20 protein-coding genes are annotated in these 20,825 nt (G+C 55.4%); 3 read left to right on the top strand and 17 right to left on the bottom strand.

Annotation, left to right across the window (positions count from 1 at the left end):
* Window positions 1-300: 300 nt before the first annotated feature.
* The 14 genes from FTW19_RS20830 to FTW19_RS20895 all read right to left on the bottom strand — a co-directional run bounded on the left by FTW19_RS20830 (window position 301) and on the right by FTW19_RS20895 (window position 12,606).
* Window positions 301-897: a hypothetical protein gene (locus tag FTW19_RS20830; protein WP_147649474.1), complete on the bottom strand. Its 597-nt coding sequence runs from the start codon at window positions 895-897 to the stop codon at window positions 301-303.
* 509 nt (window positions 898-1,406) lie between these two features.
* Entirely contained in the window at window positions 1,407-2,183 is a 777-nt protein-coding gene (locus FTW19_RS20835; RefSeq protein ID WP_147649475.1) for a DoxX family protein, read from the bottom strand.
* 275 nt (window positions 2,184-2,458) lie between these two features.
* On the bottom strand, window positions 2,459-3,400 hold the full coding sequence (locus FTW19_RS20840) for a sigma-70 family RNA polymerase sigma factor (RefSeq protein ID WP_147649476.1): 942 nt from the start codon (window positions 3,398-3,400) through the stop codon (window positions 2,459-2,461).
* Complete coding sequence (locus FTW19_RS20845; RefSeq protein WP_147649477.1) at window positions 3,397-4,155, bottom strand: SDR family oxidoreductase; 759 nt, start codon at window positions 4,153-4,155, stop codon at window positions 3,397-3,399. Before FTW19_RS20845 ends, FTW19_RS20840 begins: the two co-directional genes overlap by 4 nt.
* Before the next feature lie 303 nt (window positions 4,156-4,458).
* Window positions 4,459-4,974, bottom strand: coding sequence for a GNAT family N-acetyltransferase (locus tag FTW19_RS20850; protein WP_147649478.1), 516 nt, complete (start codon window positions 4,972-4,974; stop codon window positions 4,459-4,461).
* A 157-nt stretch (window positions 4,975-5,131) separates the two neighbouring features.
* Complete coding sequence (locus tag FTW19_RS20855) at window positions 5,132-5,857, bottom strand: SDR family NAD(P)-dependent oxidoreductase (protein WP_147649479.1); 726 nt, start codon at window positions 5,855-5,857, stop codon at window positions 5,132-5,134.
* Between the two features lie 542 nt (window positions 5,858-6,399).
* Window positions 6,400-6,762, bottom strand: coding sequence for a cupin domain-containing protein (locus FTW19_RS20860; RefSeq protein ID WP_147649480.1), 363 nt, complete (start codon window positions 6,760-6,762; stop codon window positions 6,400-6,402).
* 23 nt (window positions 6,763-6,785) lie between these two features.
* A complete protein-coding gene (locus tag FTW19_RS20865) occupies window positions 6,786-7,688 on the bottom strand; it encodes a PhzF family phenazine biosynthesis isomerase (RefSeq protein ID WP_147649481.1) in 903 nt (300 codons plus the stop codon).
* Window positions 7,689-7,769: 81 nt separating this feature from the next.
* Window positions 7,770-8,786, bottom strand: a complete 1,017-nt coding sequence (locus FTW19_RS20870; RefSeq protein ID WP_147649482.1) for a zinc-dependent alcohol dehydrogenase family protein — start codon at window positions 8,784-8,786, stop codon at window positions 7,770-7,772.
* A gap of 278 nt (window positions 8,787-9,064) precedes the next feature.
* Window positions 9,065-9,538, bottom strand: coding sequence for a DUF6196 family protein (locus tag FTW19_RS20875; RefSeq protein WP_147649483.1), 474 nt, complete (start codon window positions 9,536-9,538; stop codon window positions 9,065-9,067).
* The gene (locus FTW19_RS20880; RefSeq protein ID WP_147649484.1) at window positions 9,538-9,840 is read right to left on the bottom strand and encodes a hypothetical protein; all 303 of its coding nucleotides are present in this window, start codon (window positions 9,838-9,840) and stop codon (window positions 9,538-9,540) included. The genes FTW19_RS20875 and FTW19_RS20880 overlap by 1 nt, the downstream gene beginning before the upstream one ends.
* Before the next feature lie 156 nt (window positions 9,841-9,996).
* Complete coding sequence (locus FTW19_RS20885) at window positions 9,997-10,527, bottom strand: ester cyclase (protein ID WP_222705485.1); 531 nt, start codon at window positions 10,525-10,527, stop codon at window positions 9,997-9,999.
* Between the two features lie 101 nt (window positions 10,528-10,628).
* On the bottom strand, window positions 10,629-11,231 hold the full coding sequence (locus tag FTW19_RS20890) for a gamma carbonic anhydrase family protein (RefSeq protein ID WP_147649485.1): 603 nt from the start codon (window positions 11,229-11,231) through the stop codon (window positions 10,629-10,631).
* Window positions 11,232-11,595: 364 nt separating this feature from the next.
* Window positions 11,596-12,606 carry a zinc-dependent alcohol dehydrogenase family protein gene (locus tag FTW19_RS20895; RefSeq protein ID WP_147649486.1) on the bottom strand — a complete coding sequence of 337 codons (1,011 nt, stop codon included), beginning with the start codon at window positions 12,604-12,606 and terminating at the stop codon, window positions 11,596-11,598.
* Between the two features lie 119 nt (window positions 12,607-12,725).
* Here FTW19_RS20895 and FTW19_RS20900 point away from each other — a divergent pair, with 119 nt between their 5' ends.
* Window positions 12,726-13,682: a GlxA family transcriptional regulator gene (locus FTW19_RS20900; RefSeq protein ID WP_147649487.1), complete on the top strand. Its 957-nt coding sequence runs from the start codon at window positions 12,726-12,728 to the stop codon at window positions 13,680-13,682.
* 339 nt (window positions 13,683-14,021) lie between these two features.
* Here FTW19_RS20900 and FTW19_RS20905 read toward each other — a convergent pair whose 3' ends face one another.
* Window positions 14,022-14,888, bottom strand: coding sequence for an NAD(P)H-dependent oxidoreductase (locus FTW19_RS20905; protein ID WP_147649488.1), 867 nt, complete (start codon window positions 14,886-14,888; stop codon window positions 14,022-14,024).
* Window positions 14,889-15,067: 179 nt separating this feature from the next.
* On the opposite strand from FTW19_RS20905, the gene FTW19_RS20910 reads away from it, so the two are divergent.
* Together FTW19_RS20910 and FTW19_RS20915 are read left to right on the top strand one after the other, a co-directional pair.
* Window positions 15,068-15,463, top strand: a complete 396-nt coding sequence (locus FTW19_RS20910) for a winged helix-turn-helix transcriptional regulator (protein WP_147649489.1) — start codon at window positions 15,068-15,070, stop codon at window positions 15,461-15,463.
* Window positions 15,464-15,860: 397 nt separating this feature from the next.
* The gene (locus FTW19_RS20915) at window positions 15,861-17,003 is read left to right on the top strand and encodes a glycoside hydrolase family protein (RefSeq protein WP_147649490.1); all 1,143 of its coding nucleotides are present in this window, start codon (window positions 15,861-15,863) and stop codon (window positions 17,001-17,003) included.
* A gap of 124 nt (window positions 17,004-17,127) precedes the next feature.
* Here the strand turns inward: FTW19_RS20915 and FTW19_RS20920 are convergent, their stop codons facing one another.
* The gene (locus FTW19_RS20920; RefSeq protein WP_147649491.1) at window positions 17,128-17,901 is read right to left on the bottom strand and encodes a hypothetical protein; all 774 of its coding nucleotides are present in this window, start codon (window positions 17,899-17,901) and stop codon (window positions 17,128-17,130) included.
* Window positions 17,902-18,143: 242 nt separating this feature from the next.
* Window positions 18,144-20,807 carry a hypothetical protein gene (locus FTW19_RS20925; RefSeq protein ID WP_147649492.1) on the bottom strand — a complete coding sequence of 888 codons (2,664 nt, stop codon included), beginning with the start codon at window positions 20,805-20,807 and terminating at the stop codon, window positions 18,144-18,146.
* Between the last annotated feature and the right edge of the window lie 18 nt (window positions 20,808-20,825).

The raw sequence follows: 20,825 nt of genomic DNA on the forward strand, positions 1-20,825 counted from the left end.
ATGGAGAATCTCTTCAAGTGTACGCCGCAAATCGACTTCCATGAACGGCAGCTTTAGAGGACAAAGCACACGGCGTGAGTGGACAGTGTTGTGCGCCGCCGGCGCACAACACAAGGGTCACAAGGAACGCAGGAAGCTGATTAGCGAAGGGTCATCTCTCCAATTCTGGGGAACCAGGAGACAGACGGGGCGTTCCCATTCCGAACGCGATAAATCTACGCTTCAAACATCAATTGTGCCTGTGCGAACCTTATCTGTTTACATCCCGTCTGTCCCAGGTTTCGATTTCCGTCCTGTCACTCAGACAAGCCTGCTTTCTTTTCGGCTCAATCCCACGATGATGATGAGAGTAAGGGAGCTCACCAGCAGCGGATACCAGACCTGTGCCAGCCAGGGCACTGGGATGAGAAACAAGATGTCGAGATCCTTGAGGGATGTGGGCCAGCGAATCGTCGCCCAGAGTCCTGCATAGTAACTGATATCCCAGATGGCAAATGTCCACTGGAAAACGGCCCACTGCTCTATGGGTCTGGCACCAGTCAGCAAAGCAATGCTGACCAACATTACCATCGTTGCTGCTTCGCGCACCATTTCTATAGTCAGCAGGGTATGCGGAAAGTGACCGATAGTTGCAATCTCCAGATGCGCCATTCCCGCTGTCTGCTGGATCTGTGACAGCGCGCCTGAATAGCCTGGTAAGAGACCAGTAGCCGCGCGCAGATAAACCACGACGGCGGCTTCCACGAAGCCGAAGGCCAGGGCAAAAATCGCAGTGACAAGAAGCTTCCGCCCTGAAATCTGGAGGCCTCTGCTTCGGCAGCTGAAAAACAAAACCACCGGAATTAATACGAGCGTATTGACCCAAAGCGGTTGTGCCAGGAGTTGGAATTGTTGCATAACGTCGCCATCCTCGGTGCTTTGCAATCATGCTGCAACAGACAGATGCATCTCAAACGAAATCGTGCCAAGGAAACCTGGGGATAGACGGCACGTAAACTGATAAGTCGAGGTATGGGACGATTTGCGCGAGTGGTAGCAGTTGGGCAGTGCGAGACGGTATCTTCTAGTAGATAATACCAACCGAGCGGGTGTATTTGAAGTTGTTGCATTAGGGCATGCAACAGCAAGGGACGTCGCTGCTGGAATGGGAACGTCCCGTCTGTTTCCGCCGTTCATATCGGGGGATGCGCTCTCTCTTGAGCTTGCCCACATCAACGACCATCGTCGCGCCCGGCTCTGTTAGTTCCCTCTTCAAGTCGCATGTTTCCCGCGGTAATGGATGCGCCGAATCGAAGCTCCTGGTCGGACGTATTCGTAACGCTCACCATATTGGTGTAATCTTCGTCCCACCGCAATATGGGTACGGAGTATTTGGCTCGATCGCTCCTTCATATACTGCGTAAGCTTCAATGCGACGTATGGAAAGCTGCTGCTGCGCTTACATGACGCACTACCGCGCCCCCGCCAAGAGCTATCAGCAGACAAGCTAAGGCCACTGCTCCGACACTTAGAATCGAGTTGCGGATGCTATGCGGCAATGCTTGAGTTCGGCGGTTCAATGCCCAAAGCACACCGACAATAGCGAGGCGGATCAGCATGCCAATCGCACCTGTGCTGTCGTTCAATGGGTCACCATTATGAATGTGCGTCAGCACAGCGCCGAACATGTCCACGGCGAGCCCGAGCAGCGACGGGAGAACAGCCCAGGGAAGCAGTAAGCCGAGTGCGCCGAAAATCTCGGCAATCATAATGAACTTGAGAAAAGAAACCGAGTACCCAGACTGAGTAAAGAATTCAGTCATGGAAGTCATAGAAAACGCCTTTGCGGCGCCATTAGTCGCAAATGTGAAGGCAAGCCCCATGCAGAGCGCTCTCAGTAGCAACGGTGTTGTTAAGAGTTCTCGTGCGTCTTTGCGTCGTACTGCTACGCCAAACAAAGCTCCAAAAATAAGATTAATAAGGTCTCCGACACCGCCGCTCATCTTCGCCCAGACGCTCTGTTGACTCATGAGTATGGTGCAGGCAAATAATCCTGTTCGCAGTACCAGCAGGGCTGCGACGGCTACGTAGTAGCCCTGTGCGAGTCGATAGGGAGCGACTCTTTCAAAAGCCTTGCTCAATAAAACTCCTACAAGGAAACCGACAAACAATACGGCCAACATATAGTCCACTCGATAGAACATCTGTGCCCTCGTAAACGTCTATTGTGATGGCCGCTCATCGGATCGGAGCAGGACCTTGCATTTAGCGATGAATTGTCGACGATCCACAGGCAAACCGCACAGCAGTCCTAAACGCAGTGACGAGAAAGTTGGCATGTGGGAAGCTACAGTCACTCCCGAGTGACGAGCTATACGGAAGTTGAAGCTCAGTTTAAGGTGAGGGCTTGAACATCGTTTCTTTCCTTCGTATAGGTTCACTTCATACGCTACTTGCCAACCGAAAATTCGAGGAAAGCTCACCGCCAGTGCGTGTCTCCGTCGCCCGCGCGCGTGGCGTCTGGCGCCACCGCCAGCTCTGCGTCGGCCGCGATATAGCGGACATAGCGGTAGTCGCGGATAAAGGTAATCCGGTCGTCGCGCCACTCGAGCCACATTATGTAGCTGGGCTTTGGATTGGCGCGGCCTTCAAAGACCGCGATTACCTCCCGGCCTTCGAGCCAAGCTGGGGCGAGCCACACGCCATCGATCTTCGCGTAGATGGTGAAGAACAAACCGACGTCCGCAGCGCCGGCGCGAAGCGGGTACGTCGATTGATTGAGCCTCACGTCGTCGGCTAAGAGCGCCCGCAGACCGTCCCAGTCCCGCTGGTTGAAGAGCGCGACATAGCGTGCCACCGCAGCGGATGCGGGTCGCACTTCTGCAAGCGGGCGGGCCTGCGCGTTGATCTCCCGAAGACGCGTTCGCCCCCGCGCAAGATGACCCTTCACTGCGTCAACCGTGAGATCGAGAAGGGTGGCGATCTCTATCAGAGACTCGCCGAGCACGTCCTTCAGGATAACGACGCTCCGCTGGAGGGTGGGGAGTTCCACAAAGCGCGACACTGCGGTCTTGACTGCTTCCTGGCGCATTAGCATCTCCACTGGGTCAGGGCTGACCGAGCCGGCGATGTCCGAGGCGGCATCGATCGGTTCGGCCATTCGCACCGCCCGGCTGCGTAGCAAGTCGAGGGCTCGGTTATGGGCGATTCGAAATAGCCAGGGGCGAAGCGGCGGCGTCTCCTCCATGTCCTGCAATGCCACGAGAGCTCGGGTGAGCGTGTCCTGCACGACATCCTCGCCGTCAATAACCGATCCCATGAGACGCGCGCAATAGCGGTGCAGCTCCGGCCGCAGTTCTTCAGTCAGAGCGAGGAGCTCCGGGCGGCGGTCTCGGTTCGGCGAGAGATGTCCTTCGCTCAAGCCCCCGCTCCCTCAATGATTGTGACGCCTGTGTCGCCCTTGAGCCCGAAAGCGAAACCCTCGGCATACTTTGGATCGTCCAGCACCGAAACAACTTTCTCCCCGAACTCTCGGGGTGGCATCGGTGCGCCGGAGCGCGCCAGAAACTCTTCGGGTTTGACGCCCATAGCGCGTGCGTAAGCATTGGCGCCGGTATCGCCGACGCCGGTGCCGCCGATCATCTGCATTGGCACGATCGCCTGAAAGCGGATTCCCAGGTCCTTTTGCTTCGCGACGCCGTTGGCGTACTTTGCCATGAACCAGAGCATACGCTTGGCGCCCGCATAACCTCCCGAGAGCGGCGAACCGTTCTGAGCTGCTCCGCTCGATCCCACAAGGACACGGCTTCCACGCCTAAGCGGCAGGTTGAGCGCTGCCTGCACCCAATAAAGTCCAGCCTTGACATCGGTCTCCCAGGGCGCGGTGAAGTCTTCCCAACTTATCTGGTCTAACTGACCCATCCGCGGCTTTGTACCGGCGTTCAGTGCAAGAATGTCGGGGCGAACCTCTGCGAGGATCCGGTGGGCAGCATTCTGGTTTGTTATGTCGGCGGAGATCGTGGCGACACCAAGCCGGATTCTGAGGGATGAAAGCGCATCTGCGTCGCGGGCAACGACCGTGACGTTAGCGCCGTGCGCCACCAAAGCCTCGACCAGTCCAAGGCCAAGACCCCGGCTTCCGCCAGTGACGATGACATTCTTATCTTTAAGGCTCATCAGTTTTGCTCCAGTGTTTCGCTGTAATTAAAACGACTCAGGCTGTGCAAAGGAGTCAATCCACGCCAACGGGGCCTGCAATCATTTGGGCTCCCGTTGCAAATATGGCGTATCTGTGGAGATGAGCAATTTGGTGTCCAACTTGCCATTTCGTTCTCATCATGTCCCCAATGATGTCTCTACTCGGACCAACGCTAAGCAACAATAATTCCTTGATGGTATAGATTGTTTGATCAAGCCGATCCCGGTGTTACGCACACTGGACTTTGCCTCTCGGCTCCCGTCCAGGCCATTCAGAACTCATTATGGCAATGCGCGTCGCATCAGGATGTAGACCTCGTCGCTATACTCCGGCAGCTGAAAACTCTCACCTTGTTCCTGGAAACTCAGACCACGATAGAATCTGAGCGTAGTCACCCGAGCGCTACACCAAAGCAAAGTCCCCCAGTGATCCGCCGCATATGCCATGCAGGCCTCAGCTAAACGCTTGCCTAACCCAAGGCGGCGAAACTCTTTAAGAGTGGCCATTCCACGTAGCCGCCATTGGCCAGCATTCGACGTGACAGGCATGGATTCACAACATATCGTTGCTACCGCAGCAAGCTGCCCATCCACAAATGCGCCCAGATGCAGCGTGTCCGGCGCATCGTCACCAGGATAGATGCTTCGAGTCGCCGATCCACCCGCGTTTAGCACCTGATCGCGAATGATCCTTGCTTCCGAGATGGAGATAGGCTGGAGAACAGTTCCATCGGCGGAGTGAGTTCGAGAGCCGACGAGGGCACCCGTCGCACCTGGCACCGCGGTAACCTCTTTCATCTTCGACGTCCTTTCAACTTCGATCAGCTCCTGTCAACGCCAAGGCTCATGGTGATGATTGCTAGGGCCAATCTTGATTTCATAATTCTCATTTCTCCTTCTGCATTTTGCAGATCGTCGGCTCGCCAGGCGAAGGCGACCGTGTGCATCGCTTTGCTTAGGACGTGACTGGCTGTGACTGTACGAGCGCCGCATTCTGGCGTTCCATCGCCTTGGCCGCACTGTTGCGCCAGCTCTCCGCAATGGAGTCTGACATGGGATCGGGGAAGATATCCTCCTCACCTTTCTCCACTCCGTCGAAGATGGCTCGTGCAACCGACTCCGGAGAGGCCTTCGGTATATCGACGCCTCGGGACATCTCCGTGTCAACGGGGCCGGCCATGACGGCATGTACCTTCACGCCTCGTCCTGCCAGCAGGGCGCGCAGCGATTGCGTCAGCGAGAACGCGGCCGCCTTTGATATCGAGTAAGCCGGAATGAGCGGGAAGGGAGCAAACGCAACCACCGACAGAACGTTTACTATGGTCCCCCGAGAACGAGTCAGCAACGGCAGGAAAGCCTGGGTCACGCCATACGGGCCAAAAAAATTGACAGCGAGGGACTGTTCGAGCGCGGCACGATCGCTCAAGTCATCGTAAAGCGCCAAGCCGGCGTTATTGATGAGGATATCGAGAGATTCGACTGTCTCAACAGCTCCCTGAATCTCAGCAGCTCTGGTCACGTCCAGGGTCAGCGGCATGACACGCTCATCCAAGTGGGCCAAGGGCTGGCGCGTACCTGCGTACACCCGCTTCGCGCCTCTCCTCAAGGCTTCCTCGACCAGCGCCTGTCCGATACCGCGATTGGCCCCTGTCACCAAAACTGTTCTGCCTGCGATTGTCATGTTCCCTCCGACGAAGTGAATAAAGTCTAGGTATAGCTAAGACGATTGAGGCTCGAGAAAAGAGTCAAACAGTCATCTCTCGACTTGAACAAGAACCAGTTTGAGGGGCAGTATTTATAAATCCAAAGACGTGAATTTGATCGCTATACCATGGTCATCGGGAGCAGTTGGAATAGATTTGAGGGCGTGCTTTTCAAACGACGCCAAGCCGTTAGCGAGTGCATCAATGTAGCTCTCTAACTCAGCGTCCGGTAATGCGCGATGGATATAGCCATAGTGCTCGGCTACGATGACGGGAAATCATCGGCGATCCGGACGACCTCAAGTGTTCTACCACGTCTCATCAGGTCGCCGAGACGCGCCATCGGATTTCCGTCAGGTCCAATTCCACGCCGACTTCGAACTGACCCGGGCCCCCTCGTTCTTCGCTGGTAAACCGCATATCGCAAGCGAGGACGAATTCGCTGCCAGCGCCCCGGGCTCGTCCACGGATATCGGCAATCGATATCCGTGGAGTTTTCGAAGCCTGATAAGAATATTGACTACGAAAACACAACCTTCCGGGAAGGAGTGGAAGCTTCACTTCGCGCGTCAGCGCGTTCGAAAGTAAGATTGATTGACCGATCGGCAATCGGCCGTGTGCGGTGGAGAACTCCTCGCGTGATAGTGATCATGTGACCAGGAGGCAGCGTCACAGTTCGATCCTCGAAGTCAATGTATATGCCTCCTTCGAGTGCCAAGAAACATTCATCTGAGTCGGGATGGCTATGCCAATGATAGGCCTCTGTCATTGTGCTGATACGAACTTCATGGTCATTGACCTTAGCGATAGGATGGTTGTCATAACCGTCTACGCCGGCCGACTCGACTGAGAGATTAATGATTTCAAACGAGGGATCTTCCATCAGAACTCCTTTACGAATCGTTCTTATATCGCGAGGTCAAAGGAGAAAGCAACAACCGCATCTTCCCCGACTATCACACTTCGCGGTTCGCCATTGACAATTTCGACGCTACCCTTCACGACTCCGGGGCGCCCGATCTTTCGTCCCTGCAGAGCCTGGAAGCTGAAGCGACCGTCTCGGATACCACTGAATCCATGTTTGACCAGATAGGCACCGAGCGGACCATTTCCATTTCCGGTAACCGGGTCTTCAGGAATCCCTACCGCGGGAGCAAACATACGGGCCTCAGCAATATACTCTGTGTCGTCAGGCCTAAGAGTAAACACGAAATATCCATTGACGCCCGTCTCGCTGCTGAGCTTGCCGAGAAGATCGAGATTGGGCGACAAGGCATTCAATACCTGGCTGTCCTTGACACCGACAAGGACCTTGGAATGCCCCGTTGAGACGACTTCAATCGGGCAGAGAGGATCCTGGTCGTCAACTTCAACGCCAAGGGCTGAGGTGATTCGCCTTACAGTTTCGATGTCCAATGACGTGAACGTGGGGGGTGCCTGTTTCATCCGGACGACGAATGTGCCCTTTTCGGAAGCTACCACGTCAATATCCATAATTCCTGCGGCGCACTTGTGCCGGATGTGCCCGATTCCTCCGCCGCCGTAGAGTGTTCGAACAAAGTGGGCTGCCACGGTCGCGTGCCCACAGCTTGGCACTTCGCATGTGGGCGTAAAGAACCGAACCCAAACATCGTGATCGTCAGAGTGGGGCGAAAAGACGAACGCCGTCTCCGAGTTGTTCAGCTCGCGCGCAATCTTCTGCATCTCGAAATCAGTGAGACCATCGGCGTTCAGAATCACTCCAGCCGGGTTTCCTGCGAACTTCTCGCGCGTAAATACGTCAACCTGAAATGCCCTATACGTTCGCACCGATATCTCTCCAATATTGGATCAACTTCAATTGCTTCCACCCATCCCAAGCGAATGAACTCTAACGAGGGTTGTCGACCGTCAGTCAGTTGCTACTCGGATGACGACTTTTCCGAACGGACCTCGTTCTAAATGCTCGATCGCGGCCCTCGCTTCCTCAAAGGGATATACCGCATCAATGATCGGCTTAATCCGGAACCGGGAAAGTGCTTGCGTCATCTTTTCGAAGGCTCGTCGATGTCCTGCTCCCCCGATGCCACGAATTACCGCGGCTTTTCGTATAAGGGCGAAGAGGTCAAGGGTAGAGCTTGACGCCTCCAGCATACCGATGGTTGAAATCTGGCCGCCCGGACGTATGGCCTTAATCGAGCGCGTCAGATTCTGTCCACCCACGACCTCCAATACGTGATCAACGCCCTTCCCTTCAGTAAGAGCTAGGGCTTCCGTCTCCCAATCCGGACTGCGCACGTAGTTGATTACGGCAGAAGCTCCAAGGGCACGAACCAACTCCACTTTCCGGTCACTACTCGAGGTGGCGATCACCCGCGCTCCTAACGCGACGGCAAACTGTAATCCGAAGAGTGAAACGCCGCCCGTCCCCTGAATTACAACGGATTGCGACTTCTCGAGTTGGGCCATTTCAACCAAGGCATACCAGGCGGACAGTGCCGCCACGGGCAAAGTTGCGGCTTGGTCATCCGTCAGGTATTCCGGAATGGCGACGAATGCCTGCTCATCGACAAGAATGTATTCGGCAAGCGCGCCAGATATTGTGTTGCCAAGGGTGTGCAGGGACCTATCCTCTGCAGGTTCACCATCAAGCCATCGGGTTGCATAGTGTGTCATGATCCGGTCTCCGACTTTCGCTCGCCTGACTTCGCTTCCTATCTCAACAACAACGCCGGCAGCATCGGAGAGTGGAACAATCGGAATCGGCATTCGTGGATTGTAGGTGCCTGCAATGAGTAGCTTGTCTCGATAGTTCAAAGAAACAGAGCCGACTCTGACCAGGATCTGTTTTGCTGACGGACGTGGAATCGCTTCGTCGACTCGTTGTAATCCATCAATGCCAAAATGGTGCAACTTCCATGCCTTCATGAGTCCCTCAGAAATCAATTGGGGTCCACGCCTGGTAGCGCGACTCTCCGCCTTAGGTTTGTTTGTGTATAACCGGATCAGCGGCCATTCCAAGGCCGCGCTCCACGGAAGAGCGGCCGCGCCCACATTCTTGTTTACGGGTGTGGCTTGTGTTGGTTGTGCAAACACGGCCAAAGAGTTGTTCGCTCTCACATCCACCATCGGATGCGCACCGCTACGGCGTCGCTAATAACCGTTGTCCCACAAGATGCGGCTCAGGTTTAGGCGCGTAATTTAGGTTAATGGACCGAGTATTCACCTGCGTATTCCCGGGAATCATCGATTAAATCATGGCGAAGTTCCTTGAGCAGGCTCATCGCTTCGTTGCGCATAGCCAGCGGGACGCCCCAGTAGTCAAAGATGCCCCCACGCCGCGAGTTCTGGCCACAAACAACGAAGACGCCTGTACCAAGGTTTCTCTTCAAGATCGAGGCGAGCCAGCCCACAAATCCGCTGTTGTCCAAGCCGTCCTGGAAATGGAACGAGAACAACCCGAAGGGCTCAGCGGCTTCCGGGCCAGCCCCCTTAAGCACGCTCCAAACCTCGTTGTCTCTCACAATGGCGAGCCCACGCTCAGCTTCCGAGGTTGGGAAGGCTTCAACCGGGAACTCATAGAATGCGAACGGACCTTCGTGCCAGGTGAGTTCCGCCGCGGCAATGACCCGACGCAACCGGCTATCGGTTTGTTCTGTTGTTTCTTGGCTGACGTACATTAGCTGACATCTCCGGTGTCTCTTATCTCTTCAAATACATTGTTGCCACGTCCGGGGCGCGTGAGCCATTGAAACGATTCCTCAAGGCGCACCCTGCCGTCCTGGAGATGGCTAATCGTGGCCGTTGACACGCCTGCGTCCACGTTGCCGTGCAAATCAATCTGCACATAACAGAAGCGCAGCGATGTTCCTGCAGAATCCAGCGTTCCAATCAGGTAGCCGTCTACGATGGAACCGCCCCGATAATGAGCCGACACCATATCGTTTGTCTGTTTGAACTCCAGAATGGTCTGCCCTGACACAACTCCCAGTGGATCCGTGGCGACTACTCGCAGGCGCTTCCCTTGCAGGTCAAATGTAGTGATGGGCGGCCCCCTTTTGTTAAGTACGGTGTCATAGCACCTATGCTTCGTCTCCCAGTTCGAGCGTTAGGAGAAGCTAGAACTTTTGCCCCGGGTTCATCGAGAGGCTTGATCCTTAGCGGCATTCACTCGAAGCTGTAGTTCTACACCCTTCCGATCGGCCTGAATCCAGTACTCAACGATCTTTCCGTCTTTCACCCGATAGACTGCGTTTGTGATCTCTACGATAGGCAGGCCAGTTGGTGCGAAGCCCTGGATCGATCCCAAGTGCTTCCCTTCCTGTCTCCAACGAACGTAGACCCGGTCTCCGTCCGAAATCAACTCCGTGACCGTCAGTTGATACCTCCCGTACATATTCAAGAATTCATGCACGTGTTCGGCATAGCTTGCTGGAGTTCTCACAACCGTAGTCTCGCCTTCCGAGTTAAGTTGGTGGGCACTAACCTGGTCCGCGAGAAACTCCGATGCCCTCTCGGGAGTGCGCCCCGAGCGCACCGTATCGATAAAACCTTGTACAACGCCTTTCGGCGAGGACGGATTGACCAAGGAGGACTCCTTTGGGCTTTGGGCCGGGGCAGTGACTTGTAGAAGAGCCACCACAAACATTAGATGTGCGTAGAGTTTCAAGATATTACCTCCTGGCATAAATCCGCCCGTTTCGTGCGAGTCGCGCGAGTCGTGCGAACGAGCTGGCAGCCAACTATGCGCACTGGATGCGTTAATCAATCTCAACCAACCGGGAGGTCGTTCCGAATTGCCTCTAAAGATTTCGAGAGGCTACTTGAGATGTGCCTCATAATGCTTGGGGTCTCACGAGGAACCCCATAGACCCAATCAGGAAAATTCAGTGGCTTTTGTATCGCCCAGATTTCCTCATGCTTTTCAGGAGGCAGAATCTGCACGGGATCGCCCACCGCGATCCAGCCGATCGGCACGATCATCCCCGCGCGCAAGTGCGTACGAAGATGGACAGTCGCATGCACTCGAACCTCCACACCCCGTTCCAGTCGCGCTCCATGGAAGACGGCGGCAGCTGTCGCTATGAAGACTTCATCGTCCAGTACAGCGCCGACAACGTGAGCATTGGGTCCAATCAAACAAGCATCGTTGATCGCGCACGGATGGTTTGCTGTGGCCCGAATAACCGCATTTTCCATCACGATGCAATCAGAGCCTATTTGGATCTTTCCGCCGTTTTCTCCAATGATGCGCGCCCCGTAAAGAACCCTTGTATTAGGACCAATGCTTACGTCTCCGCAAATTGTCGCGTCAAGCGCGATAGAAGCTGTTGGATCAATCGTCGGACGCTTACCGGCATGTTCGATGATCATTGTTTCCCCGTTTCTCGGATTCGGTTGACGTTCTATTCGCCTGCATCGCTTACCCATACGGTTTCTCACGGGCACGTCAATCGGCGCATGATGACGGCGATATGAGTGCGCGCCCCGTCTACGTGCGGAAAACCAGCATTGTCAGGATCGAATACGAGCGATAGATCTGTCCCGGCAAGCACGATGCATCCAGGTTCTCCCGTGAGATGAGCGTGTGGGCCATGGACTGCAGCGTCTCACGCTCGGCCGGGGAGGCCTGCGATTAGGCCCAGCATCGGCGGTGAGATATCGGGCGTCGTTTTTTCGCTTACCATAGGTGGCTCTCGCACCCCCTCGAACGGGCCTGCAGGAACGCGCGTCCTCGTCACTGCTGAATCCGGATGACAATCTTGCCGAACGCTCCACGATAGAGGTGCTTATAGGCCTCAAGCGCGTCGTCGAATGAATAGACCGTATCAATAACCGGTCGAATCTGGCTCTTCTCGAGCTCGGCATTCATTTCTTCGAACATCCGGCGCGACCCGGTCACAATTCCTTGAATCGAAACCTGCTTCTGCAACACAGGAAAGATTGGAATCTCCGACGTGAAGCCTTCCAGGATTCCAATGACCGCGATCCGCCCCCCAGGGCGAATGGCCTCAATCGACTGGCCTAAGCTCTTGCCTGCGGCAACCTCCAAGATCTGATCTACACCTCGCTCGGAGGTTAGTCTCAAGGCTTCCTTGTGCCATTCAGGTTTTCTGACATAGTTGATGGCGTCGTGCGCACCGAGATCTTTTGCTCGTTCGAGCTTCTCATCGCTACTTGACGTCACAATCACTCGAGCACCGGCCAGAGAGGCGAGTTGTAGTCCAAAGATAGAGACACCGCCGGTACCTTGCACGAGAACAGTCTGATCCGACGATAAGCCTCCATTCTTCACCAAGGCGTGCCATGCAGTGAGCGCGCCCACGGGCAGAGTGGAGGCTTCTTCATTGGTTAGGTAGGTTGGCGCTAAGACCAAAGCATCTTCGTTCAAAACCAAATACTCGGCCAGGCCGCCATTGATGGTGTTTCCCAACGTGTGTACAACCTCGTCAACAGCCGGCCTACCATCGATCCACCGTGTCGCGTAGTTTGAGATGACACGGTCCCCAACTTGAAAGCGAGACGCCCCTGTTCCAATCTCGATCACTTCTCCGACGGTGTCTGCCACTTGAGTCACCGGAAAGCGAAGCTCAGGATTGTAGAGGCCCTCAACGACCAGCTTGTCCCGATAGTTCAGAGACACAGCACTGACTCGGATCAAGACCTCGTGAGTTCCGGGCTTTGGGATTGGAATATCTACCATCTTGAGGTTCTCCAAACCGAAGCCTTCTAATGCCCAAGCTTTCATACAATCTCCCCCAACTTGCCTCTGGCGACATCAATCGTCATCACCTGCTACCGAGCTTAGGTGTAGGGTTCGGATGCTGCTAGTGGCAATATTGACGTTGTTTATGCAAAACTTGCCATATGCATGTCGTCCTGTATCTGCCAGAGGCTTTCTATTCTGCGATTGCTTCCACCTTTGTGGAGACCCTTCTGGCGATCAACGGGGTACGGGGCGAAACGGCATTTTCGTTCGAGTTTGTTTCGAGCAACAGCCACGCATGTTCGAAGTCCGGAATCATCTATCCCGTTAAGTCCCGCCCTTCTCGCAAGATGGATGTCTTAGTTTTGCTGACAGGGGTGGGGCTGAATGTCATGGAATCGGTTTGTGCCTTGGAAGAAGAGACCGAACGTGCAAAGTCGTTGGTGTTGCTTGCCAAACGGCAGGGCGCTCTCATCGCTGCAACCTGCGGAGCTTCCTACATCCTCGCGAAACTGGGCCTTTTGAATGGGAGAAATGCAACAATCTCGTGGTGGCTCGGGAAGGAAGTAAAAAAGAGATTTCCCCGTGTCAAATGGGAACCCGCACGCATCGTTATCCGAGATGGGTCCTTATATACAACCGGAGCTGCCTTCGCCGGGTTAGAACTCATCAGCAAGCTCGTGATCGATCTTGGCTTCGCAAAAGAGGAACGGCAAGTCAGGAAATTGATGGTGCTTCCGCCGGCGCGCGAGTCCCAAGATCCATACGAGGTTCCGGGGCTGGAAGAGTCCACATCCTTTGAAAAACATTTGCGCCGGCTGGCGCAGCGAAACCTCGTTGACCTTGATCTGTCATTTCTTGCGGCCAAACTCAATACTTCGCCCAGGACGCTCTCAAGGCGATTTGTCGATGAACTGCAACTTACTCCCGGAAAGTGGATTCAGGAGCAGCGGTTGGAAGCCGCACGTGTCTTGTTGGAATCGACGAAACTGAGCGTCTCTGAAATATGCTTTCGGGTCGGGTACCAAGATGTTGCTTCGTTCGGTAGGCTCTTTGCGAGAGCAACAGGTTTGACGCCGGGTGAGTTTCGTAAAGAGCTTCGTCCCACAAGTCGGTGATGGATTGATTGAGGCCGTGTTGCCGGATGGATGCGGCAAATGCCTCCAGCTTCGATGGTTCGAAGGTCGGACGTGGGTTGGTGGTGGATTCCTGAATCTGGTCGCTCTGGAGTTCAACACCCGCGAACATCACAACGTACCATTCACTGTGCCTTGGGGTGTATTGGTAGTCGATAGCGTCCGATCCCATTGTCGTACCCGACCGTTGGCAGGAATGCATTGACTGCAGTTCCTCTTCCGTCCATCGCAGGCCATCGTTACGTTGTCTCAGGTGCTCCTTAGCGGAGCACCCTGGTAGAAGAGGCGCTCAAAGCTATGCGGGGTCCAGTAAGAAGAGCCTCAGGACGCATCTCCGACCCGTGAGGTCGGCGGCACGTGGCGGGGTGTGTAATCCCCTGGAGTGCCCAGATAGGTATTGGAAATGAATGCTTGTTCCCCCTGATGTAGAGCATGGCCACTGGCGCCCGAGTCGAGATGAGGTTTGAGCACCTGAACGTCATCGTAATCTCCGCCATTCTGTGGCCTGAAAGGAATTGGATCAACGAATGGAGCGCTCAGCACGCGTTCAACATAAGTCTGCGTCATTGCCTCTACAGCTTCCGCACTCGCGTGTCCGACTTCGTAAAATACGGCCGGGGGCACGATATCCATACCGGGGTAGAAGAGAACTCCGTGTTGAATGGGCCAAAGGAGATCGTCGATGGTGCCATTGACTCCACGCGGGCCGTAATGTGCCATGCGGCCGCCAACAGTCATCGCGATCATGGAGCGCCTTCCTTTGAGCGTGCCTTCTCCAAATCGATCTCCCCACCTTCCTCCGCCGTGGACACCGACACCGTATGCGAAACCGTAGGCGTAGACGCGGTCGACCCACCCTTTTAAGATGGCAGGCATTCCGTACCACCACATTGGGAACTGCAGGATAACTACGTCGGCCCAGAGCAGTTTGCGCTGCTCGTCTGCGATATCAGCCGCCTGCGTTCCTGTCTTATAAGCTTCACCGGATGCTTTGTCGTAGTTTAGCGGCCCGCTGTCTTTACGTTCGGGAAAATCCTTAGCGTCATAGACCGCCTTCCATCCCATGGCATAAAGATCCGAAACGATGACCTCATGACCAGCAATCTCGAGCGCAGCAACTGCACGGTTCTTGAGATGGCCTGAAAGCGACAGGGGTTCTGGGTGTGCATAGACGATGAAATATTTCATGATCGAGGTCTTTGACTACATCTCCTTATTGAAGTTGGCGGAAGACGTGGGCGAGCCTGGAAGAGCCTCGCCATGCTTTCCTCTCGGACTGCAACAATGAGATGACGCGGGTCGCGACTAAGCTTCATAGTTTTGTTATACTTACATTTTCAGCACATACTTACATTTTGGATAGTGTTATGAGACAACGGCGCTACAAGTCCTACGAACTGGGCACTGGATGTGGAGTAGAAGCCTGCCTCGAAGTGATCGGCAGCAAATGGAAGGGTGTGATCCTGCATCAGCTCATGACGCACGGTGTTCTGCGCTTTAACGAGATACAAAGACTTAAACCCGACCTCAGTCCGCGCATTCTGACGGCACAATTGCGGGAACTGGAGAGCGATGGCGTCATCGATCGAAAAGTCTATCCGGTTGTTCCGCCGAAGGTTGAGTACTCTCTTTCTAAGACCGGTGAATCGCTGAAACCTTTGATTCAGTCTATGCAGGACTGGGGCGATGCGCATTTGCTTCGCACAAATGCGCCGGTAAAACCTCGCACGAAAGCCACTCCAACTGCTATTGCCGCTGGCTAAGCGCGATGGGGTCGCGATCGCCCACTAGGGCAGTTCATCGACGGGTTGGGGACTGGCTCATCTATCACGCCAATCCTGAGCCCCATCAAGGGTGCGGAAGCCACCGCAGTCCCGCATCCAGCCATTCCACTGGAATACGGATGGGCCCCCGCTTTGGGAAGCCTGTGCCATTGGAACAGCCCTTGTCGAGCCTTCCGATAAGTAACGAGCGTGCAAAACAAGTGTCCTGCACAGGTTCAATTCCCGCCCTCACAATCATTCAACCTCTTTGTACTCAGACCCAGCATCGGCACGAGAGTAGGAAGAACCGATCCACCGAGTAGAACAGGCTTGACAGGTTTATCGGTTAACATCTAGTCTCCTATCGATTTCTTACACACAGATCACGGGTGCGGACATGAAAACCTGGAAGTGGGGATCGCGTTTCCTTATCGCGGTGTGTCTGCCGCTATTCGCGGTCTTTTCAGGCCAGGCCGGCGCGCAAGCGTCAAAGGAAAGAACTGCTTCTGTTCCGCCGCTCGATTTTCTCCACATAATGCAGCCCATCCCAGCATCTGCTGCCTTTCATGATCCTGGCTATTTTGTCTGGTGCGGCGCCCTGATCAAGGGCGGCGACGGGAAATATCACCTGTTCTATTCCCGCTGGAAGGTCATCGACGGATTCGAGTCCTGGGTCACACGGTCGGAGGTTGCCCATGCGATTGGAAGTTCTCCTGAAGGCCCCTTTGTCTTTCACGACCTAGCTCTGCCGGCGCGTGGAAAAGAGTTCTGGGACGGGATGGTGACACATAACCCGACCATCCACCGGTTTGGGAGGAAATACTACCTCTACTACATGGGGAACCGGGGGAATGGGGTCGTCATGTCCACCCTCAACTGGGACCATCGCAACAATCAGCGTATCGGCGTGGCAGTAGCTGACAATCCCAATGGTCCGTGGAAGCGGCTTGATACTCCATTGATTGACGTCAGCGCAGATGCCAATGCACCTGATGCCCTTTGCGTATCCAACCCAAGCATTACTCAAGGGTCCGACGGCAGGTTCCGTCTGCTCTATAAGGCTGTAGGAAAACAAAAGCCGTTGCCTGGTGGTGGTCCCGTGGTCCATCTGATGGCGACTTCCGATTCACCTACCGGGCCCTTTCGTAAGAATCTGACACCGATGTTCACGTTTCAGAATCTCGCATTTCCCTTTGAAGATCCGTATCTGTGGTTTGACGCGAAGCGTGACACGTACTTCGTCATCATGAAGGAGATGGCCGGCATCATTTCCGGCACCGGCCACTTTTCGCTCGTGCTATTCCAGTCGCACGATACCGTCACATGGGAGAAGGCCGAACATCCACTTGTGTCGACACTGGAGCTTCACTGGAAAGAAATGCCTCTTCAGGCGGTGCGGCGGCTGGAGCGTCCGCAGCTGATGTTCGACGCAACAGGCAAGCCCATCGTGCTGCTCGTTGCTATCGATGACGGAAGCGCGGAGACTTATAACGTACGTATTCCTCTCTCTGAAGAAAACCCCAAAGAACGAAACCTATAGAGCGGGCCTTCAGCCCGTCCATGTCTTATCGGCACAGGACCTGGGGCGTTGCCCCAGGATGGTATAGAACGCGCCTTCAGCGCTTATATTGCTATTGCCCGGGCGCCCACCTCGCCGGCGGTGACTATTGGGCTTTCGCGATTGCTGCAGCCTTACGCTCGCGCCGTGCTTGCCTTTTCCGTTGAAAGTATGCGGTCAAGTCCGGAGAGAACTCCAGGAACTGGGCTCCGATCATTCCTTCTACCGTGACAATCGAGGCATTCTCGATCGTGAGGCCCGCTCCGCGTTCATCGCTGGGATAGTATGCATTCGAAATACCTCCGGCCATGAAGTTGCCCAGTACATTGGAGGCATTGAACTGGCGGTGGCCGTTGTCTCCGTGGCAAATAAACGCGGTCAACGCAGAGTACATCATGCGAGACCTGATCGAACCGGTCCCTTTACGGTAATACCGGGGATCCTGATGAAGAATACTGGGTAAGATTGCGTTCCCGATGAGTGTCCCGTTTGCGTTGTCAGCATACGCAGCGCCGAATCGCTTGAAGTAACCCGCTGGTCCGTGACCATAGCCAGTGTGATTGTCTGAATATTCTCCATAGCCGGCGGCGAGAACGGCCAGGCCTATGGTGGCGGGATCGGTGATGCTATGGAATGCGAGATCGAACTTCTGGGAGCGAGAGAGTGGCGCGGCATGACCATTTAGGACAACATTGAAGTTCGGGAGGACCCCGCCGATACGCTGCTTCTCCTCTGCCTTAACCTCACGCGCAGCCTCTTCCTGCTGATCCCTGGCCTGACGCTCGGCGTCTGTCTGTTGTGGCTCGGAAGAGGTTGACGAATTTTGTGACTGCATCAACGTTGCGGAAGGCGAATCCGGAAGGCTCGCCGCAGTAGCCACCAAATTACCAGCCTTAGACGCAGGCTGTGCATACGTGAGCGATGCGCACATTGTGAAGACAAAAAAAGCGGCCTTTGAGCAGCGGATCACGGGTTCTAAAATGCCCCCAGTTCTATTGCATGAAACGGCTTCATCCGGTTTGAGCCTCCCGATCGACTGCAAGAAAAATCAAGCGAACTCGTTTTGTGGCTGTTGTTTCCCAAAATCATATAGCCCGGCCCCGCCGCTTTTGACTGTCTCCATTACGGTTCGCGGCGATGAATGGCAAAGTACGGCTGATTTGAAAGCGTCCGGTTTAGCGACGGATAAAACGTTGCCCCCTGCGCCTTCCGCAGCTCGAAATAGTACTGCAGGGGAAACGGAGATTGGGTATAAGTTCCTGGAATCGCCGCCTGAAATGAACTATCTTTCCGCTGCATTGGTATAGACGACCAGCGCTCGCCATGCGTGACGTGGCGATACCAGAGACGCGCCTCGTCAATTGGAGAGTAAACTTGGAGATCCAATACCAGAGACGCGCCGGGACGGAAGAAAGTTGCGGCCGAATGAGTAGCTCTGAACTCCGGGCGTGGACGTGGCGTGAGCAGGGATTCTGCGTCGGCGCTGGTTTCATGGACATCTGCCGTAGCGAAGTATTGTTCGAGAGCGGACACATCCTTCTCGATCATGGGGACACGATCAGCCCAGTGGCCTCGCCGTACCGGGATAGAACCATAACTGACGTCGGCGGTGTAGGCCGAGCTGGCGCGGGTTGCCATCGTCTTCCATGACTCCAGAGCCTTTCGATATTGCCTGACGCCCTCAGCAGCTGTCTTCTTGTTCCCGGTGCCCTGGAAGAGTGCATAACAAACGGCGGCACGGAAGAGTCCGGCGTAGTATCCGCCCAGGCCGTTCAGAATGAGGATGTCTTCTTCCGCGCGGCGGAATGCCGGGGATGCCGTGCGGCCGGCGACAGACTTCTGCGCTGCGGCAAGCGCGCTCGATGATTGCGAGACCAGCTCGTCAATCCACTGCGCAACCTCGAGCGGATGATAGTGCGCAACGACGGAATGGCTCAGCAAGGCGCGTGCATAATCATCGATCGAAAGAAAGATCTGAGGATCGAGCGGACTGATGGCGCTGACATTGTGGGGAGCAGGCGAGTCGCTGTAGAGGGGCTTCTCTTTCGTCGGCAGGATCGAAATGGGCGTATAGAGCTCAAGCCATAACGAGTGGTTGGATGCGGAAGGCAGCCATGCCGTCGTGATCAGCGGAAGGATGCGGCTGGAGCTAGCCAGAGCTACCTCGATGTGCTCTGCCGCGCTGCCGTAGGCTCGACGGAGAGAACGCCTGTACGCTTCCGGCGCCGCGTCGGGGTTGTACAGGGAGCGGCCCCAGATAAGGTAGGTCAGCTCGAACTTCTCCGCATCGAGTGTCGGAGAAGCCAGTTGCCGGTTCGCATAGGCGTTGCGGCCATCGCGGTGTCCTGAGCCTTCCCTTCCCTTGAAGGTGAGCGGCTCACAAAGCTCCATGCCCGCGGCGCCGCAGAAGTGGGCGGCGTTGCCATAGCCTGAGGCGAGCGCAGGATCGGCCCACAGCAGGTGGCGCTGGGTTCCGGGCCAGGCGCGATAGAGAACCTCGATCTCAGATCCCTGTTGATAGAAATCTCCATACCCATAGCGGGTAAAGTTCCTCGCGCCATTCGAGACGGCGAAGGTGCCGGTCACATTCTCACGCGGATATTCGGTCGCACGAATATCCGCCTGGTGATAGCCGAGCCCCAGATGTTCTGCCCAGAACTTCGCACCCGCCGTCAGACGCATTCCAGTCTTGTGGCCGATGTCGATCATCGTCTGATTGAGGCCCTTGGCATGCATATCAATCTCGATGGGACGACCTGCATCTCGTATCGCTTCAAAGAGCGTCTCCCAGAAGGGATAGCTTCCTTCGGGAATACCGCTCTCGCCGTGAATGCGAAGCGTCAGCCCGGTGATCTCGGGACATACTTTCAGGATTTCCGCCAAGGCAGCGCGGCAGTACGCGGCATGCGTCTCCGGCGTCAGGCCAAGGATCTGGTGATCTGCATGAGGGCTGGCTGTCCACTGATAGGCATGCGTCCAGAGGCCAAGCTGGAAGTCGAGGCCGCGACGCCGGGTCTCCTTCGCGATGAACTGCAGGGTCTCCAGATTCTTTTCCCGTTCTCCCTCGGCCAGCGGTGGATCGACGCGCACATCGGGATGGGCCGCAAGTTTGACCAGGTAGGGATAGGGAAAGTGCAGGTAGTCCCCGGTTACTCCGGTGGGAAAGTCATAGCCGAACCCCAGCGCGAAGTTGAAACGGTTGAAGCGCGCGGAGGCGATGTTACCGAGATAACGTGTCCAGAACGAACGGTCGTAGAACCAGGACTTGTCTTCGATCTCAGAGCAGAACGCACGGGCAACGCTGCGCACGCGATTTGGACTCCGCTCAACGATAGACGCATTCAGCTGGAAGGCTGTGTCCAGGTGATCACTCTCGCGGATGCGATCTGCTAATTCCAACAGGCCATAGGTGATTCCTCGCCCGTCGAGGCCACTTACGAGAATGACGTTGCGTTCGGCTTTTGCAGCAACAATCATGGTCATCTCAGCGCTGTGATCGCCCGGCAGTTCGAAGGCTTTGGCGAGCTCACTAGCAGCAGAAGCGACCACGATCGTCGCCACCGGCTTGCCGCCGGTTTTGACAGATACTCCCTTTGCTTCCAGCGATGACTGCAGCTGTTCCAACGCCCATGCAACACCCGGCTGTTGTGTCAGTTTTTCTGCGGGATCGGTCTTGATCTGCACCGTTCCATGGGAAGGAGCCGCTGTAGCGGTGCGTCCAAGAGCACTCGTCGTCGAAAGTGCTGCAAGCTGTACAAACCGCCGCCGTGTGGTGTTGAGACCCATCGTGTGAACTCCTCATCG

The sequence above is a fragment of the Terriglobus albidus genome, from assembly GCF_008000815.1.
Classification (GTDB): Bacteria; Acidobacteriota; Terriglobia; order Terriglobales; family Acidobacteriaceae; genus Terriglobus; species Terriglobus albidus_A.

Coding starts and splice junctions, on each gene's coding strand:
- FTW19_RS20830 (WP_147649474.1), bottom strand. CDS start 897: ATGCAACAATTCCAACTCCTGGCACAACCGCTTTGGGTCAATACGCTC.
- FTW19_RS20835 (WP_147649475.1), bottom strand. CDS start 2,183: ATGTTCTATCGAGTGGACTATATGTTGGCCGTATTGTTTGTCGGTTTC.
- FTW19_RS20845 (WP_147649477.1), bottom strand. CDS start 4,155: ATGAGCCTTAAAGATAAGAATGTCATCGTCACTGGCGGAAGCCGGGGT.
- FTW19_RS20850 (WP_147649478.1), bottom strand. CDS start 4,974: ATGAAAGAGGTTACCGCGGTGCCAGGTGCGACGGGTGCCCTCGTCGGC.
- FTW19_RS20855 (WP_147649479.1), bottom strand. CDS start 5,857: ATGACAATCGCAGGCAGAACAGTTTTGGTGACAGGGGCCAATCGCGGT.
- FTW19_RS20860 (WP_147649480.1), bottom strand. CDS start 6,762: ATGGAAGATCCCTCGTTTGAAATCATTAATCTCTCAGTCGAGTCGGCC.
- FTW19_RS20870 (WP_147649482.1), bottom strand. CDS start 8,786: ATGAAGGCATGGAAGTTGCACCATTTTGGCATTGATGGATTACAACGA.
- FTW19_RS20875 (WP_147649483.1), bottom strand. CDS start 9,538: ATGTACGTCAGCCAAGAAACAACAGAACAAACCGATAGCCGGTTGCGT.
- FTW19_RS20890 (WP_147649485.1), bottom strand. CDS start 11,231: ATGATCATCGAACATGCCGGTAAGCGTCCGACGATTGATCCAACAGCT.
- FTW19_RS20895 (WP_147649486.1), bottom strand. CDS start 12,606: ATGAAAGCTTGGGCATTAGAAGGCTTCGGTTTGGAGAACCTCAAGATG.
- FTW19_RS20900 (WP_147649487.1), top strand. CDS start 12,726: ATGCATGTCGTCCTGTATCTGCCAGAGGCTTTCTATTCTGCGATTGCT.
- FTW19_RS20905 (WP_147649488.1), bottom strand. CDS start 14,888: ATGAAATATTTCATCGTCTATGCACACCCAGAACCCCTGTCGCTTTCA.
- FTW19_RS20910 (WP_147649489.1), top strand. CDS start 15,068: ATGAGACAACGGCGCTACAAGTCCTACGAACTGGGCACTGGATGTGGA.
- FTW19_RS20915 (WP_147649490.1), top strand. CDS start 15,861: ATGAAAACCTGGAAGTGGGGATCGCGTTTCCTTATCGCGGTGTGTCTG.
- FTW19_RS20925 (WP_147649492.1), bottom strand. CDS start 20,807: ATGGGTCTCAACACCACACGGCGGCGGTTTGTACAGCTTGCAGCACTT.